Below are 15,278 nucleotides of genomic sequence, written 5' to 3'. Positions count from 1 at the left end.
AAAATAAAATATTTATTCAATTGTTGATTAATAATTTAAAGTTTCTACCTTTGGATCCGGATTTTAACCCGCTTTCCGGGCTATTTTTTTAATCCCAAAATCAACATATTTTATTTATATACAATTACTTATTCATTAACATCAATCCGAGAAATTTAATGAAACGAAATTTATTAATCAGAGATGTAACCTTACGCGACGGACAACAATCACTTTTTGCAACCAGAATGACACAAGCTCAGGTGGACAGGGTACTGCCTTATTACAAAGACGCCTGTTTTTATGCCCTTGAAGTATGGGGAGGGGCTGTTCCTGACTCTATTATGCGTTATCTGAATGAAAATCCCTGGGAAAGGCTCGAAAAAATAAAAAAAGCCGTAGGTAACGTTTCTCTGCTTACCGCACTTTCGCGCGGGAGAAACCTTTTCGGCTATAATCCCTACCCCGAAGATGTTATTGAAGGCTTCAACAGGTTGGCTATTCAAAGTGGTGTGGGTATTATGCGCATTTTTGATGCCCTGAATGATACTGACAATATTAAATCTACCATACAATATGTGAAAGAAAACGGAGGTATTGCCGATGCCACAATTTGTTATACAGTGGATCCCCGGTTTTCATCCAAAGACCGGCTGAAAGCTTTGCTGCATGCTAAATTGCTTCCCACAAAAATTTTTACGGAAGATTATTTTCTAGGGAAAGCCAAAACCCTCGAGGCAATGGGTGCCGACATGATTACCATCAAGGACATGGCAGGTTTGATTCCTCCCGCAAAAACAGGTCAATTGATTTCGCTTTACAAAAAAAACCTTAATATTCCAGTTGATTTTCACACACATTGCACACCAGGTTATGGGTTGGCATCTGCCCTTATGGCGATAGTAAATGGAGTTGACATTCTTGACACGTCTATTATGAATTTTGCCGGTGGATCAGCAGCTCCGGCTTTTGAACTTATAAAGCTATTTTGTAACAAATTAGATATAGAAATAGATGTAAACCTCGAAGCTGTTGTTAAAATCAATAAAGAGCTGAAAGAAATCCGCAAAGAACTTGCCGAATTTGACAGTTATAAAATGTTTCCCAGGGAATTTGATATTACAAAAGACACTTTACCTCCGAATATAGACCAGCTTTTTGATCTTGCCATTGGATATGCCTCGGCTAATAAAGAAGAAGAATTACTGCAAACCACACTGCAAATAGAAAAATACTTCAATTTTCCCGAACCCGACGAAAAGGTAAAAAATGCCGAAATTCCCGGGGGAATGTATTCCAATATGCTTGCACAACTCAAACAACTTAAGCTCGAAAACCTTTTACCCCGCACACTCGAATTAATTCCTATGGTACGCCTGGCTGCCGGTTGTCCACCCCTGGTTACCCCTACCAGTCAGATTGTGGGCGTTCAGGCGGTAAACTGCGTTATTGATGAAAACAAAGGAGAACCATTATATACTACCAAGTCAATACAATACGTTAATCTTGTTAAAGGTGTGTATGGAAAAACCCCTGTTCCGGTAGATCCGGAATACCGTTTCAAGATCGCAGGCGTACAGGAAGAAACCCCTTACGACGCAAGATATTATAAAAAACAGGAAAATACAGTATTCGAAGAATATGGCGACGTTAAACTTGCCTCAAACGAAAAAGAAGAACTGTTGCTCGAATTATTTCCAAGCGTAGCCAACGATTTTCTGAAACGCAGGGTAGAAGATAAATATCTTACAGAAATTCATCGTATTGAAGAGGAAAAACTCCGGAAAGTTCAGGCAGAAAAAGATGCATACAATAAATTATCGCCCGATGAAAAGCAGAAAAGACTTGAAGATGGATTGTACAATTACAAATGGATGAGCAACCAGGAAGATACTGCACTGGGGCATTCGTAAGAGAATTTTATTGTTTTAATTCCGATTGCAGATAGGTTTTTGCGAAAAGCAAAGCGACTTTTATTGTTATTTTGATGTTTTCCACATTCCTTTCCGTGGTAACCTGAGTTCGGAATATGTTTTATATCTGCCTGATAATAACCTGTTAAACCCGTTTGGGGTTTTCTCGCCTGTAAAATGCTGAAATATTACAAAAATGATTTTCAACCTTATACCGAACTCAGGTTTACAGGAAAGACAGCCTATTTCCCTATCAATCCCCAGGCAATCTTTAAGTCTGTTGGGTACGTAATTTTGATGTTCTCAAAATTTCCTTCGGTAAGATGTATGGTTTCGCCTAAAGCCTCCACCACGGTGGCATCATCAGTAAACCCTTCCTGGTAAGTCTGTTTGTAAGCTTCCTTAAGAAGCGAAATCCGAAAACACTGGGGTGTTTGCACAATAAAAAAACGGCTCCTGTCGGCAGGGGCACTCTTTTGCCCTATCATTTCACGCAACGACTCGTTCACCGGAATTACCGGTACCGCATTTCCGTGTAATTCGGCTTTCGCAAAAGCCTTTTCTATGGTAGCAATACTCGTTAATGGGCGTACTCCGTCGTGTACGGCTACAATACATTCTTCCTTTATCAGCGAAAGCCCGTTTTTCACCGATTGAAAACGGGTATCTCCGCCAGTAACGATATAATGTGGAATAGTAAAGGAATAATCCATGCAAAGCTGTTTCCAAAGGGCTATTTCATTATCCGGCAATACCAGGACAAAAGAAATCGTAGAACTGAAACGGTAAAAAACCTCAAAAGTATGCATCAGCACCGGTTTCCCATTGAGCAAAAGAAACTGTTTGGGCACTTCTGTTTCCATACGTCTGCCGCTGCCACCGGCAACTATCAGCACATATCGCGCAAGCACGGCTTACAATATCAGCATGGCATCGCCATATGTAAAAAATCTGTATTTCTGGTCAATGGCTTCGCGATAAGCCTTCATCAGAAAGTCGAATCCGGCAAAAGCAGCAACATGCATCAAGGTGGATGAAAGAGGAAGATGTAAATTAGTAATCATGCAGTTAGCTATACTAAAATCGTAAGGTGGGAAAATAAATTTATTCGTCCATCCCTGGAAAGGTTTAAGCCTGCCGCTAATGGTAACCGACGATTCTATCGCCTTGCTGGTAGTTGTTCCCACTGCACACACTTTGCGTTTATTTTCTTTGGCAAGATTAACAATCTTCACAGTATCTTCTTCAATAAGGGCTTCTTCCGAATCCATTTTGTGTTTGGTAAGATCTTCCACATCAATACTTCTGAAATTACCCAACCCTGCATGTAATGTAACTTCTGCAAAATTAACTCCCTGCAGTTCGAGGCGTTTCATTATTTCGCGGCTAAAATGCAATCCGGCTGACGGAGCAGCAACAGCTCCCTCATGACGGGCAAAAATGGTTTGATACCGGTTTTCATCTTCCGGTTCGATTGCCCTAAGTCGTTGGATTTCTTCCGGTATGGGTGTTTTTCCCAATACCTGTATGGTTTTTTTAAAGTCTTCATAATTGCCATCGAACAAAAAACGCAGGGTTCTTCCGCGCGAAGTCGTATTGTCAATAACTTCGGCAACCAACTGGTCGTCCCCAAAATACAATTTATTTCCGATGCGGATTTTACGGGCAGGATCTACCAAAACATCCCACAATCTTGCATCTGCATTCAGTTCCCTGAGCAGGAAAACTGTGATTTTAGCTCCGGTTTTTTCTTTTTCCCCGGTAAGTAAAGCAGGAAAAACGCGGGTATTATTAATAATCATTACATCACCTTCGCTAAAATAATTCAGAATATCTTTAAAAGTTTTGTGTTCAATGGTTTGTTCTTTACGATTGAGCACTATCAGACGCGATTCGTCGCGGTTGGCAGCAGGATACATGGCTACCAGTTCCTGAGGCAGGTGATACCTGAATTCAGATAGTTTCATAGAAAGCATTTTAAATTAATACTATTAGTATCTGTACAAAGAACTTAAAATCGGGCGGCAAAATTAATGTTTTTTTTGCTGAAATGCAAGTATTTTTTTATTCACTTGAAAAGCAACCTGCATTGAAAATACAAAATGTTAAAATTTGTATCTTGTATTTATGTATTATAGAGTATTTTTTCTTTCCATGCTTCTATTTCACAAGCTTGTGAAATATTGAAGTTTCCGATACGTGTCCGGCGCAACGCCGTTAAGTGGGCTCCGCTTTGCAGAGTCGTACCAAAGTCACGTGCAAGGGCACGTATATAGGTTCCTTTGCTACACACAACCGAAAAGTCAACTTCCGGAAGAGCAATACGTGTAATTTCAAATTTACTGATAGTAACTGTCTTAGGCTGTATTATTACTTCTTCCTGCTGCCTTGCATATTTATAGGCTCGTTTACCACTGATTTTTACGGCTGAAAATACAGGTGGAACCTGTTCAAAAGTGCCTGTAAAGAATTGTGCAGTCTGCCGTATGTCTTCCGGTCGAATGTGGTGGATAGGAAATGTCAGGTCAATGGGTTTTTCGAGGTCGAAAGAGGGTGTGGTGGCTCCCAGGATAAAAGTACCTGTATATTCTTTTTCTTTTGCCTGAAACTCTTCAATCCGTTTTGTAAAAGCGCCTGTACACAAAATCAACAAACCAGTAGCAAGTGGATCGAGGGTTCCGGCATGTCCTATCTTGAGTTTTTCGATGCCTAATTCGCGACGGATAAAGTTGCGTACTTTATTAACCACGTCGAACGACGACCATCCGTAAGGTTTATCAAAAAAGAGAACTTCTCCGGAAATAAAATCGTAAGTCATTAGTATCAGCGGATAGTAAGTTCAATGCCCAATCCCCAGAGAATTAATATTGCCATGCCAACAACAATACGGTACCAGCCGAATAGTTTAAAACCATATTTGGTAAGGAAAGAAATAAAAAATTTTATTGCGAGCATGGCTACGACAAATGCCACAAAATTGCCCAGAATAAGAATGTCGAGTTTATCAGAAGTGATGGTTTTATAATTTTCGGTAAGTTTATAGGCAGATGCTGCAAACATAGTGGGTACGGCAAGGAAGAAGGAAAATTCGGCTGCATTTTTTCGCGATAGTTTTGAAGCCATACCGCCAATAATGGTAGCCGCCGAGCGGGATACTCCAGGAATCATGGCAATACACTGGAAAAAACCGATTTTTAAGGCAGTAGGATAGGTTATCTCCTGGTTTTCGGAAGTTTTTTTAAACCATTTATCTACAAAAAGAAGAATAATACCGCCAAGTAAAAGAGAAACAGCTACTATCCATACTTCATCTAGCATATCATCAATAAAATCACCTAATTCATATCCAATAATTGCTGCAGGTAAAAAAGCAATAAATAATTTATAGTAAAATTTCATACTCTGGAAAAAACGTTTCCAATAGAGTATGATTACGGATAAAATTGCACCAAACTGGATATTTACGGTAAAGGCTTTGGCAAAATCGTCAATATCCATTCCGAGTATGCTCTCGGTAATAATCATGTGTCCGGTAGAGGAAATTGGCAAAAATTCAGTAATACCTTCTACTATTGCAATGATAATGGCTTGCAGAAATGTCATGCTTACTCTTTGGTTTTTTTCATGATGGCAAATATTTCAATGGCATACCCGGCAAGTATCAATAATGGCGCCAACGTCATCCTGCGAAAACCAAACATGGAATCGTTAAAAATATCAGGTGAATCGGACCCACCGCCAACCATCAGAATAAAACCAATAACGATGCAGGCTAAACCCAACAATAGCAGTTTGTAGTTTTCTTTACCAAATGCAAATAGATCGGTTTTTTCTTCTTCAGAGTACTTTGCCCCGGCAACACCTGCTTTTTTCTTATCTTTTATCATAGTTTACAATTATTTACATATATAAATCATCTGTCTTCATCCTTAAATATTTTCTGACGGCAAAAAAAGTGGATGCCCATGAAAAAACGACTCCCAGTACAATGATGCTTCCAAAAATACTCAGGTATGCATCAAGCTGGCTGAAATTTACTACTTCGGGGAGTTTTTGAATTGCTACCAATAAAATGATGAATAATAGTATTATAGCTATACATGCTCCTATAAGTCCCTGGAATATGCCTTTCAAAACAAAGGGCTTGCGGATAAAATACCGCGTTGCACCCACAAGCATCATACTTTTTATGAGAAAACGTTTTGCATAAACCGACAATCGTATGGTATTATTAATGAGCAAAGCGGCAATTAGCAAAAGTACTATGCTGAATCCGAGAATAACGACACTTATTCGGTTAAGATTCTTATTGATAAGATCAACCAAAGATTTTTGGTAAAATACTTCTTTTACATATGGATTGGCAAGTATTTGTTTTTCAATTACGGAAATACTGTCATTGTTTGCATATTCGGCTTTCAGCCTTACATCAATGGAGGGCAACAAGGGGTTGTACCCGAGAAATCCGATAAAGTCTTCGCCCAGTTCTTTGGTAAGTTGCTCGGCTGCCTGTTCACGGGTAATATATTCGGTTGTTTTAACATACTGTTTCAGGTCGAGTTGCTTCTGTAATTCAATAATAGTTGCTTCACGTACATTATCTTTGATAATGAGAGTAAAACCTATATTTTCTTTTACATAATCTGATAATTTGCGGGCATGAAAAACGATAAGCCCCAACAATCCCAACATAAAAAGTACCAGAGTAATACTTATTACGGTAGTAACATAAGCCGTTTTCAGCCTTCGCAGGTTGTATTTTTCTTCGTTGAATTTAAACTTTACCATTTGTGCAGCAAATTTACAAATTTATGCGAATTACAGGTTAGCCATAATTCTTGTGGTAAGAATATCAATCGCAACATGATTTGAACCTCCCTGCGGGACAATAATATCTGCATAACGTTTGGTAGGTTCGATAAATAAAAGGTGCATGGGTTTTACCCATTTTTCGTAATGGTCAAGCACTTGCTTGTAGTCTCTTCCACGTTCGAGGGTGTCGCGTTGAATGATTCGAATCAGCCTGTCGTCGGGATCGGCATCTACAAATGCCTTAATATCAAGCACTTTACGTAATCTTGGATTAGATAAAATAAGAATACCTTCAACTATTATAACTTTTTTCGGGTAAATGGTAATTGTTTCCTTAGCCCGAGCGCACGTAACATACGAATAAATAGGCATTTCTACATGTTGACCTTCTTTGAGTAGCCTGAGGTGATTCAGCAAAAGATTAAATTCTATTGATGAAGGGTGATCGAAATTGATCTTCTTTTTTTCTTCAGGTGAAAGATGTCCGTTATCTTTATAATATGCATCCTGTGGTATAATCGTTACTGCATCCTTTGGCAATCGTTTAATTATTTGTTTTACAACAGTTGATTTTCCCGAACCCGAACCCCCAGCTATACCAATGATAAGCATATCATAAAAATTTACAATTTACAAAAATAGAGTTTTCGGTATGAAAAATACTATATATTTAAAAAAAGGCTGATTGCTTTTTTCAGGAGCAAGTCAGCCTTTGATTTTGTGATTAGGAAAAACTAATTTTTTTTGGGAAATAGTTTGTCAATACCTTTTATGGCAAAATAAAGGATAGCCATAAAAACGAAAATCCCGATCATACCGAGAACGGTAATTTCCATTGCTATATTTAGTGTGTTCATAATAATCTATCTTTTATAAAATTAAAATAACGGAACCAGGGAAAGTATCAAGCCCCCGGCAATTACCGAGCCAATCTGTCCACCAACGTTGGCACTTACGGCATGCATCAGCAGGAAGTTGAACTTGTCTTCTTTTTGTCCCATGTTGTGTATTACACGTGCCGACATCGGGAAAGCAGAAATACCGCATGCACCAACCATCGGATTGATTTTCTTACTCTGGGGCATAAACACATTGATAAGTTTAGCAAACATCACACCACCAAAAGTATCAAAAATAAAGGCAATCAAACCCAGCCCGATAATCATCAGGGTGCTCAGGTTTACAAAACGATCGGCAGTCATGGTGCTGGCAATACTGATACCTAATAAAATGGTAACTAAGCTCGACAGTTCATTCTGTGCCGATAGCGAAAGCTTGTTCAGTACACCACATTCACGGATAAGATTTCCAAACATCAGGAAGCCAATAAGTGCCAGCGAAGAAGGAGCTACAAGACCCGCAAATACTGTTACAATAATCGGGAAAAGGATAAGTGCTGTTTTGGAAACACTTTTAGCATGGCTTTCCATACGAATGAGGCGTTCCTTTCTGGAAGTAAGCATCCTGACTACAGGGGGCTGAATGATGGGGACAAGAGCCATGTAGGAGTACGCTGCCACCGAAATAGGTCCCAGTAAACTCGGGGCAAACTTACTAGCAACAAAAATGGAGGTTGGGCCATCGGCAGCGCCGATAATTCCGATAGATGCTGCTTCTTTCAGGTCGAAACCCATCAAAGTAGCAGCGCACATGGTAAAGAAAATACCAAACTGTGCAGCTGCTCCGAAAAGCAGCAGGAAGGGACTTTTAAACAAAGGTGAAAAATCAATCATTGCACCTATGGCAATGAATATCAGCAATGGAAATACCTCATTTTGGATACCGGCATTAAAAAATACCGTTAAAGCACCGTCGGGTCCGCAAGCCGAAGAAAAAGGAATATTCACCATAATGGCTCCAAATCCCATCGGGAGCAAAAGATTGGGTTCATATTCTTTTGCAATAGCAAGATAAATCAAAATACTTCCTACTGCAATCATTAAAAACTGCTGCCACGATATCGTCAGCAGTGCAGGTAATAAATCATTTATATTCATTTGTGTTGTTAAAATTTATAGTTAATCATCGTGTTTTATTTGTTCGATTTCTTCTTTCAGATCTTCTATCTCTTCCTTTTCTTTAATGATTATGGAAAGTAAAACGGAAATCAGAAGGGTTAAGATAATTACCAGTAATGATACCCAGGAATGGGATTTGAAAAATTCTTCAACCACATGAACGGATCCAAGAAGCATTTTCATACCAATAAAAAACAGGATAAAGCTAACACCAGTTTTCAGGTAACGGAACATGCCCATGATGCCTTTGAGCGCAAAAAACAGGGAAACCAATCCCATCACGGCAAAAACATTGGAAGTTACAGCGAGGAAATCTTCCTCCGAAGAGGTAAGAATATTTGTTGCTCCTTCCTTTATCACACCAATAATGGCAGGGATAGAGTCAACGGCAAACAAAACATCGGTAGAACCAATTACAAGGAAAACAAGAAAAATACTGGTAATGTATATTTTCCCATTCATTCTTTTGAAAAAATGAGAGGCATGCGGGTCAGGATCCAGCGGAAAAAGTTTCGAAGCTGTTTTGTACAGAATGTTGGACTGGGGATCTACATGATCATCCCCACTGGTGAAAGCCATTTTATAAGCAGTCCACAACAGAATAATACCAAAAATGTAAATAATCCAACTAAAACGCTGTACCAGTTCCATTCCGGCGAGGATAAAAAGGATACGCAATACAATGGAAAGTAAAATACCGAGCTTAAGCAGCTTAGGTTGGTTATTTTCATGTACGCCCATCAATGAAAAAATCATGATAAACACAAAAAGGTTGTCAACCGAAAGGGAATACTCGGTAAGATAACCTGAAATAAATTTAAACATCATCACAGAGCCTGTTCGTACAGTGCTTTCAGAGTTTTGAGGGAAAAACAGAAATATTGCCAGCCCATAGAGCAAGGCAATGGAAATCCAGAGGGCAGTCCATCGTAGTGCAATGCCAACGGTAAGATCGCCTTTGCGATGTCCGGTAGCATACATATCAATGAAAAAAACTATAAAAAACAATATGACAAAGGCTGCCCAAAAAATCATTTGAGTGCTCATAATTACAGATATTTAATAAGTTAAAAACTTTATTTTGCTATTTCTATCAGAAGGTCGCCTTCAAGTACTGAGTCGCTTTTTTGCACGTGAATAGCGGAAACCGTCCCGTCAATATCTGAATTGATATTATTTTCCATTTTCATGGCTTCGAGGCTCACGATTTTCTGACCAATAGAAACCTTGTCGCCGACTTTGATGCACACCTCAAGTATGATTCCGGGAAGCGGTGATTTGATGGCTCCGCCGCCTTTGGCAGTAGCAGGGCTCGAGGTACGTGCAGTTTGCGGAATAGAATCGGTTGACGGAATGGCTACCGAACGAACCAGAGTGGGGGTTTTTGTCGTTTTCAACTGGCGATCAACTTCCACTTCGTAAGTTGTTCCGTTTACGTTTACTTTTGCAAGGTTATCGTCAATGCTGATAATTTCAACATCGTACTGTTTATTATTTATTTTAAACTTGAAATTTTTCATTTTTATTCTTTTTTAGGATTTATGATAATGCTGACGAAATCCCGGGATATGCATGGGTTGTTGTTTTAGTCCGTAAAATTTCGAGCTCCAGGGCGAATAGGGGCGCATTACTTTTTGCATGGTAATAACTGCCTGTTCAAAATCGTGAATATCGCGCATGTACATACTTAATGCCAGTCCAATAGCTGTAACTACTTCACCGGTATTGTCTTCAGTAGGCTGGGGGTTTTGAGTATCGGGTGCAGGTTCCTGGGAATTTTCCATGCCCTTTTTCCTGTTTTCGCTTTTTTTCAAATGAATCTTCATGTTTTTTCCCTCCTATAATGGCAAGTTATCATGTTTTTTGGGTGGGTTCAAAACTTTTTTTGTAGCCAGTGCTTGCAAGGCGCGGATGATACGAAAACGGGTATTACGGGGTTCTATCACATCGTCAATATATCCGTATTTGGCTGCGTTATAAGGATTAGCAAATTTGTTTTTGTATTCCTGTTCGGCTTTGCGGATAAATTCGTCTTTTGCTGCAGCGTCTTCAAGTTCATTTATCTTTTTGCTTTGTAGTATTTCTATTGCACCTTTTGGTCCCATGACAGCTATTTCGGCAGTAGGCCAGGCGTAGTTAATGTCGCCACGAAGGTGCTTTGAACTCATTACATCATAAGCTCCGCCATAAGCTTTGCGAAGTATAACAGTTACTTTGGGCACTGTAGCCTCTCCGTAAGCATACAACAGTTTCGCCCCGTGAATAATAATTCCGCCATATTCCTGTGCAGTACCGGGCAGGAAGCCTGGAACGTCGACGAGAGTAACCAATGGAATATTAAAAGCATCACAAAAGCGAACAAAACGTGCTCCTTTACGACTGGCATTAATATCGAGTACGCCGGCGAGGTAGTTGGGCTGGTTAGCCACAATGCCAACAGGCAGCCCATTGAACTTGGCAAAACCGATAACAATGTTGGGAGCGTAATGACGTTGTACCTCCATAAATTCACTATAATCGGCAATAGCATGAATAACGTCTTTTACGTCGTAGGGTTTATTGGGGTTTTCCGGAATAAAATAATTGAGCGAATCTTCGAGGCGGTCAATCGGATCGTCGCAGGGCGACAGGGGGGGGTCTTCTAAGTTATTTTGTGGAAGATAAGTGAGAAGTTTTCGGATGAGAAGAATTCCTTCTTTTTCATCGTCGGCTACAAAATGGGTAACTCCTGATTTTGCCCCGTGCACCATGGCTCCGCCAAGATCTTCATCAGTAACTATTTCACCAGTAACGGTTTTTACTACCTTAGGACCTGTTACAAACATATAACTGGTTTTCTTGCTCATCACAATAAAGTCGGTAAGGGCAGGCGAATACACTGCACCACCGGCACAAGGTCCAAAAATGGCAGAAATTTGCGGAACTACCCCTGAAGCAAGAATATTGCGCTGAAAAATATCGGCATAGCCACCCAAACTTTTCACCCCTTCCTGTATGCGGGCACCACCGCTGTCGTTGATACCGATGATAGGTGCACCCACTTTCATTGCTTTATCGAGAACCTTGCAAATTTTTTGGGCATAGGCTTCCGAAAGCGAACCGCCGAAAACAGTAAAATCCTGCGAAAACACATAAACTATTCTTCCGTCAATAGTTCCGTAACCGGTAACCACACCATCGGAAAGGTAGGATTCTTTTTCCAGACCAAAGTCGTGGCAATTGTGGGTTACAAACATGTCGAATTCCTCAAAACTACCTTCATCCAATAATAAATCAATGCGTTCGCGTGCGGTAAATTTTCCTTTTTTGTGCTGCGAATCAATTCGTTTTTGACCTCCTCCAAGTTTTGCCTGTTCTCTCTTGTTCAGAAGTTCTTGTATTTTATCTTCTATTGCCATGATACTATTAAGTTATTTATATGTTGTTATTTATTTACAAAGAGTAACTTCCCGGAATTATTTATTTTTGTTCTCACATAATTCGGTTAGAACCCCCATGGTTGATCTGGGATGCAGGAAAGCAATGTGCAACCCTTCGGCTCCTTGGCGGGGGGTTTTGTCAATCAGTTGCACGCCTTTACTTTGAACATCGGCAAGTGCTTCTTCCAGTCCTTTAACGGCAAAAGCAATATGGTGCACTCCTTCTCCTTTTTTTTCGATGAATTTACCAATAGGTCCTTCTGGATCGGTGCTTTCGAGCAGTTCTATTTTGGTAGAACCAACCATAAAAAAAGCGGTTTTAACTTTTTGCTCTTTCACTTCTTCTATGGCATAGCATTGTAATCCTAATATGCTTTCGTAATAAGGAATACTTTCTTCAAGGCTTTTTACAGCAATTCCAATATGTTCAATATGTGTAGGTTTCATAAATTTATGGGTAATGGTTTTCTGCGGGCAAAATAAAACCAATTTTTGGTATTATAAAAGAGGTATCAGATATTAAATATTTTTTTTACTTGATACAAATAAGAATTTTGTTAGATATACTGCAGAAAAATTTAGACATAAAACAGTATTTCTTTTAGTAGCACAGGGTAGTAATAATTTGTTTACCTGTTTAATGTTTCATTGTTGTTAAGATTTGTTTTACTTTATCTTTGTTTTCTATTCATGATTATTGAATAAGAATACCTATTTTTGCAAAAATTTTTTTGATGAAGGATATTAATACAGAATCTGCTACTATGTATAAAGTTGCAGATATTTCTCTTGCAGACTGGGGTCGTAAGGAAATAGAAATTGCCGAAAAGGAAATGCCCGGATTAATGGCTATCCGAAAGAAATACAGTGCAATCAAACCACTGAAGGGAGCCCGTATCACAGGTTCGCTTCATATGACCATTCAAACTGCTGTGCTTATCGAAACTTTGGTTGAGTTAGGTGCCGAAGTACGTTGGGCAAGCTGCAATATTTTTTCTACCCAGGATCATGCTGCCGCTGCCATTGCCGCGAAGGGCATTCCTGTTTTTGCCTGGAAAGGAGAGACACTCGAAGAATATTGGTGGTGTACGGCACAGGCATTGGCATTTACCGGGGGCAACGGTCCGAATTTGATTGTTGACGATGGTGGTGATGCCACTTTGATAATTCACAAAGGATATGCAGCCGAAGAAGATCCGGAAGTATTGAATATAACCCCTGCAAGCCACGAAGAATCTGTTGTCATTAATACGATAAAACGCATTTTAACCAAAGACCCCACACGATGGCATCGCACAGTTGCCGAGCTGAAAGGTGTTTCGGAAGAAACTACTACCGGTGTGCACCGTCTGTATCAAATGATGGAAAAAGGCGAATTGCTGATACCCGCCATCAATGTGAACGACTCGGTTACCAAATCAAAATTTGATAATTTGTATGGTTGCCGCGAATCCCTTGCCGATGGTATTAAACGGGCAACCGATGTAATGATAGCCGGTAAAGTGGTTGTGATATTGGGTTATGGTGATGTGGGTAAAGGTTGTGCAAGGTCAATGCGTTCGTACGGCGCCAGGGTAATCGTTACCGAAATTGACCCCATTTGTGCCTTGCAGGCTGCAATGGAGGGTTTTGAAGTAACTACCATTGAAAACACTTTAGCCGAAGGCAATATTTTTGTTACCACTACCGGTAACCGCGACGTAATCACAATAGAACATTTAGCTAAAATGAACGACCAGGCAATCGTTTGCAATATAGGTCATTTCGACAACGAAATACAGGTAGATAAACTAAATAATTACCAAGGAGTTACAAAAGTGAACATTAAGCCTCAGGTAGATAAATACATTTTCCCAGATGGTCATGTAATTTTTCTGCTTGCCGAAGGCAGACTGGTAAACCTGGGCTGTGCAACGGGGCACCCTTCTTTTGTGATGAGTAATTCATTTACCAACCAAACCCTTGCCCAACTTGATCTTTGGAACAATGTGTATGAAGTGGGTGTGTATCGTTTACCCAAACAACTCGATGAGGAAGTCGCTCGCCTTCACCTTGAGCAAATCGGAGTAAAACTGACAACACTTACCCCTGAACAAGCCGGGTACATTGGTGTTCCCATAAATGGACCCTATAAGGCTGACCATTACAGATATTAATCTGAATTTATTTAGATTTTAGCTTGCTGAAAAGGAACCCGGGTTCCTTATAGATAGTGTGTACAGTATAATTTATCCTGTGAATCTTTATTGCCAGAAAATCATTTTGCCCTGCATCCAATGGGTAAAAATTACATGGTTGTCTGTCAGGTTTAATTATAGATGTGCAAAATTGCACCGTTGTAGTTTGTACGATATTGCTTAAGGGGTAACTTGGCAGGTCCGTCAAAACGACTGCCATCTGTTAAAATATACCGGGAACCACAAAGAGAATCAACGGCTACAAGAGGAGATTCGACTTCTACAATTGCATTATCCTTATCAGCATCGTAAGGACAAGTACGCTCGTAAGCCATAAATTCATCTTGTGATATTCTGCAAACAATAATCCCTCTGCTTGGAGACGTACCCTTCAGATATACCCAACCGTTTACTGTATTCAACTCATTATATTCCGTTGAATTAGGATTTATGTAAATATCTATATAAGCATAGGGGACGTCCGAGTAATCATCATCGCAACCGGCAACCGGCAAAAACATGACTAAAAGAAATAAAATCCTATATAAAAATTTCATGTTCAGAATGATAAATAAATTTACAAAAATACAAAATAACGGCAAAAAAAGCAAGTTGACCGATAATTTTACAAATAACGCAGATTATTCTTTATAATTTTCAGGAGATAAAGAAATTATTTATAATTTTAAAACTTTATTCCAGACAGGAAATTCTTACGACAAAAAATGAAAAGAACAGGGTGTTTATTACTAATAGTATGTTTTTTACAAATAGCTTCCGGATGCAAAATCCTTTTGTCAAATTCTAAAGAAAAAACAATCGCTAAAAAAGAGAAACAAATAGAAAAACAGAAAGAAGCAGAGGATAAAGCATCTGAAAAAGAATATAATAAAGCCAAAAAAGCCCACTACAAAATGCAAAGTACGGATACCAAAAAAATGATGAAAAAAACAAAACGAA

16 protein-coding genes are annotated in these 15,278 nt (G+C 39.4%); 2 read left to right on the top strand and 14 right to left on the bottom strand.

The features are described 5' to 3' along the window. Nucleotides 1-158 precede the first annotated feature (158 nt). Nucleotides 159-1,892: a carboxylase gene (locus tag M0R21_03925; GenBank protein ID MCK9616964.1), complete on the top strand. Its 1,734-nt coding sequence runs from the start codon at nt 159-161 to the stop codon at nt 1,890-1,892. Between the two features lie 242 nt (nt 1,893-2,134). On the opposite strand, the gene M0R21_03920 is transcribed toward M0R21_03925, so the two are convergent. The 13 genes from M0R21_03920 to mce all read right to left on the bottom strand — a co-directional run bounded on the left by M0R21_03920 (nt 2,135) and on the right by mce (nt 12,588). After that, nucleotides 2,135-2,755, bottom strand: coding sequence for a 2-C-methyl-D-erythritol 4-phosphate cytidylyltransferase (locus tag M0R21_03920; GenBank protein ID MCK9616963.1), 621 nt, complete (start codon nt 2,753-2,755; stop codon nt 2,135-2,137). Between the two features lie 51 nt (nt 2,756-2,806). Continuing rightward, nucleotides 2,807-3,859 carry a tRNA preQ1(34) S-adenosylmethionine ribosyltransferase-isomerase QueA gene (gene queA / locus M0R21_03915; protein MCK9616962.1) on the bottom strand — a complete coding sequence of 351 codons (1,053 nt, stop codon included), beginning with the start codon at nt 3,857-3,859 and terminating at the stop codon, nt 2,807-2,809. Nucleotides 3,860-4,017: 158 nt separating this feature from the next. Then, nucleotides 4,018-4,710: a tRNA pseudouridine(55) synthase TruB gene (gene truB, locus M0R21_03910; protein ID MCK9616961.1), complete on the bottom strand. Its 693-nt coding sequence runs from the start codon at nt 4,708-4,710 to the stop codon at nt 4,018-4,020. 5 nt (nt 4,711-4,715) lie between these two features. Beyond that, nucleotides 4,716-5,495 (bottom strand): undecaprenyl-diphosphate phosphatase, encoded by a 780-nt coding sequence (locus M0R21_03905; protein MCK9616960.1) that lies wholly within the window; start codon nt 5,493-5,495, stop codon nt 4,716-4,718. Nucleotides 5,496-5,497: 2 nt separating this feature from the next. Next, entirely contained in the window at nt 5,498-5,779 is a 282-nt protein-coding gene (locus tag M0R21_03900; GenBank protein MCK9616959.1) for a DUF3098 domain-containing protein, read from the bottom strand. A gap of 13 nt (nt 5,780-5,792) precedes the next feature. Next, nucleotides 5,793-6,680 carry a permease-like cell division protein FtsX gene (locus M0R21_03895; GenBank protein MCK9616958.1) on the bottom strand — a complete coding sequence of 296 codons (888 nt, stop codon included), beginning with the start codon at nt 6,678-6,680 and terminating at the stop codon, nt 5,793-5,795. Nucleotides 6,681-6,710: 30 nt separating this feature from the next. After that, nucleotides 6,711-7,316 carry a uridine kinase gene (gene udk / locus M0R21_03890; protein ID MCK9616957.1) on the bottom strand — a complete coding sequence of 202 codons (606 nt, stop codon included), beginning with the start codon at nt 7,314-7,316 and terminating at the stop codon, nt 6,711-6,713. 266 nt (nt 7,317-7,582) lie between these two features. After that, nucleotides 7,583-8,701 (bottom strand): sodium ion-translocating decarboxylase subunit beta, encoded by a 1,119-nt coding sequence (locus M0R21_03885; GenBank protein MCK9616956.1) that lies wholly within the window; start codon nt 8,699-8,701, stop codon nt 7,583-7,585. A gap of 21 nt (nt 8,702-8,722) precedes the next feature. Next, on the bottom strand, nt 8,723-9,769 hold the full coding sequence (locus M0R21_03880) for a TerC/Alx family metal homeostasis membrane protein (GenBank protein MCK9616955.1): 1,047 nt from the start codon (nt 9,767-9,769) through the stop codon (nt 8,723-8,725). Nucleotides 9,770-9,798: 29 nt separating this feature from the next. Then, nucleotides 9,799-10,242 (bottom strand): acetyl-CoA carboxylase biotin carboxyl carrier protein subunit, encoded by a 444-nt coding sequence (locus tag M0R21_03875; protein MCK9616954.1) that lies wholly within the window; start codon nt 10,240-10,242, stop codon nt 9,799-9,801. A 12-nt stretch (nt 10,243-10,254) separates the two neighbouring features. Next, the gene (locus M0R21_03870) at nt 10,255-10,548 is read right to left on the bottom strand and encodes a hypothetical protein (GenBank protein ID MCK9616953.1); all 294 of its coding nucleotides are present in this window, start codon (nt 10,546-10,548) and stop codon (nt 10,255-10,257) included. Between the two features lie 12 nt (nt 10,549-10,560). After that, complete coding sequence (locus M0R21_03865) at nt 10,561-12,120, bottom strand: acyl-CoA carboxylase subunit beta (GenBank protein MCK9616952.1); 1,560 nt, start codon at nt 12,118-12,120, stop codon at nt 10,561-10,563. A 57-nt stretch (nt 12,121-12,177) separates the two neighbouring features. Continuing rightward, nucleotides 12,178-12,588, bottom strand: a complete 411-nt coding sequence (gene mce / locus M0R21_03860; GenBank protein MCK9616951.1) for a methylmalonyl-CoA epimerase — start codon at nt 12,586-12,588, stop codon at nt 12,178-12,180. A 287-nt stretch (nt 12,589-12,875) separates the two neighbouring features. Between mce and ahcY the strand changes: the two genes are divergently transcribed. Next, a complete protein-coding gene (gene ahcY, locus M0R21_03855) occupies nt 12,876-14,297 on the top strand; it encodes an adenosylhomocysteinase (GenBank protein ID MCK9616950.1) in 1,422 nt (473 codons plus the stop codon). A 152-nt stretch (nt 14,298-14,449) separates the two neighbouring features. Here ahcY and M0R21_03850 read toward each other — a convergent pair whose 3' ends face one another. After that, the gene (locus tag M0R21_03850) at nt 14,450-14,875 is read right to left on the bottom strand and encodes a hypothetical protein (protein ID MCK9616949.1); all 426 of its coding nucleotides are present in this window, start codon (nt 14,873-14,875) and stop codon (nt 14,450-14,452) included. Nucleotides 14,876-15,278 lie beyond the last annotated feature (403 nt).

The sequence above is a fragment of the Lentimicrobiaceae bacterium genome (genome assembly GCA_023227965.1).
Taxonomy (GTDB): domain Bacteria; phylum Bacteroidota; class Bacteroidia; order Bacteroidales; family JALOCA01; genus JALOCA01.
This window is presented reverse-complemented; position numbering and strand designations above follow the sequence as displayed.

Coding starts and splice junctions, on each gene's coding strand:
- M0R21_03895 (MCK9616958.1), bottom strand. CDS start 6,680: ATGGTAAAGTTTAAATTCAACGAAGAAAAATACAACCTGCGAAGGCTG.
- M0R21_03870 (MCK9616953.1), bottom strand. CDS start 10,548: ATGAAGATTCATTTGAAAAAAAGCGAAAACAGGAAAAAGGGCATGGAA.
- M0R21_03920 (MCK9616963.1), bottom strand. CDS start 2,755: ATGGAAACAGAAGTGCCCAAACAGTTTCTTTTGCTCAATGGGAAACCG.
- mce (MCK9616951.1), bottom strand. CDS start 12,588: ATGAAACCTACACATATTGAACATATTGGAATTGCTGTAAAAAGCCTT.
- truB (MCK9616961.1), bottom strand. CDS start 4,710: ATGACTTACGATTTTATTTCCGGAGAAGTTCTCTTTTTTGATAAACCT.
- udk (MCK9616957.1), bottom strand. CDS start 7,316: ATGCTTATCATTGGTATAGCTGGGGGTTCGGGTTCGGGAAAATCAACT.
- M0R21_03880 (MCK9616955.1), bottom strand. CDS start 9,769: ATGAGCACTCAAATGATTTTTTGGGCAGCCTTTGTCATATTGTTTTTT.
- ahcY (MCK9616950.1), top strand. CDS start 12,876: ATGAAGGATATTAATACAGAATCTGCTACTATGTATAAAGTTGCAGAT.
- M0R21_03925 (MCK9616964.1), top strand. CDS start 159: ATGAAACGAAATTTATTAATCAGAGATGTAACCTTACGCGACGGACAA.
- M0R21_03875 (MCK9616954.1), bottom strand. CDS start 10,242: ATGAAAAATTTCAAGTTTAAAATAAATAATAAACAGTACGATGTTGAA.
- M0R21_03885 (MCK9616956.1), bottom strand. CDS start 8,701: ATGAATATAAATGATTTATTACCTGCACTGCTGACGATATCGTGGCAG.
- M0R21_03850 (MCK9616949.1), bottom strand. CDS start 14,875: ATGAAATTTTTATATAGGATTTTATTTCTTTTAGTCATGTTTTTGCCG.
- M0R21_03900 (MCK9616959.1), bottom strand. CDS start 5,779: ATGATAAAAGATAAGAAAAAAGCAGGTGTTGCCGGGGCAAAGTACTCT.
- M0R21_03865 (MCK9616952.1), bottom strand. CDS start 12,120: ATGGCAATAGAAGATAAAATACAAGAACTTCTGAACAAGAGAGAACAG.
- queA (MCK9616962.1), bottom strand. CDS start 3,859: ATGAAACTATCTGAATTCAGGTATCACCTGCCTCAGGAACTGGTAGCC.
- M0R21_03905 (MCK9616960.1), bottom strand. CDS start 5,495: ATGACATTTCTGCAAGCCATTATCATTGCAATAGTAGAAGGTATTACT.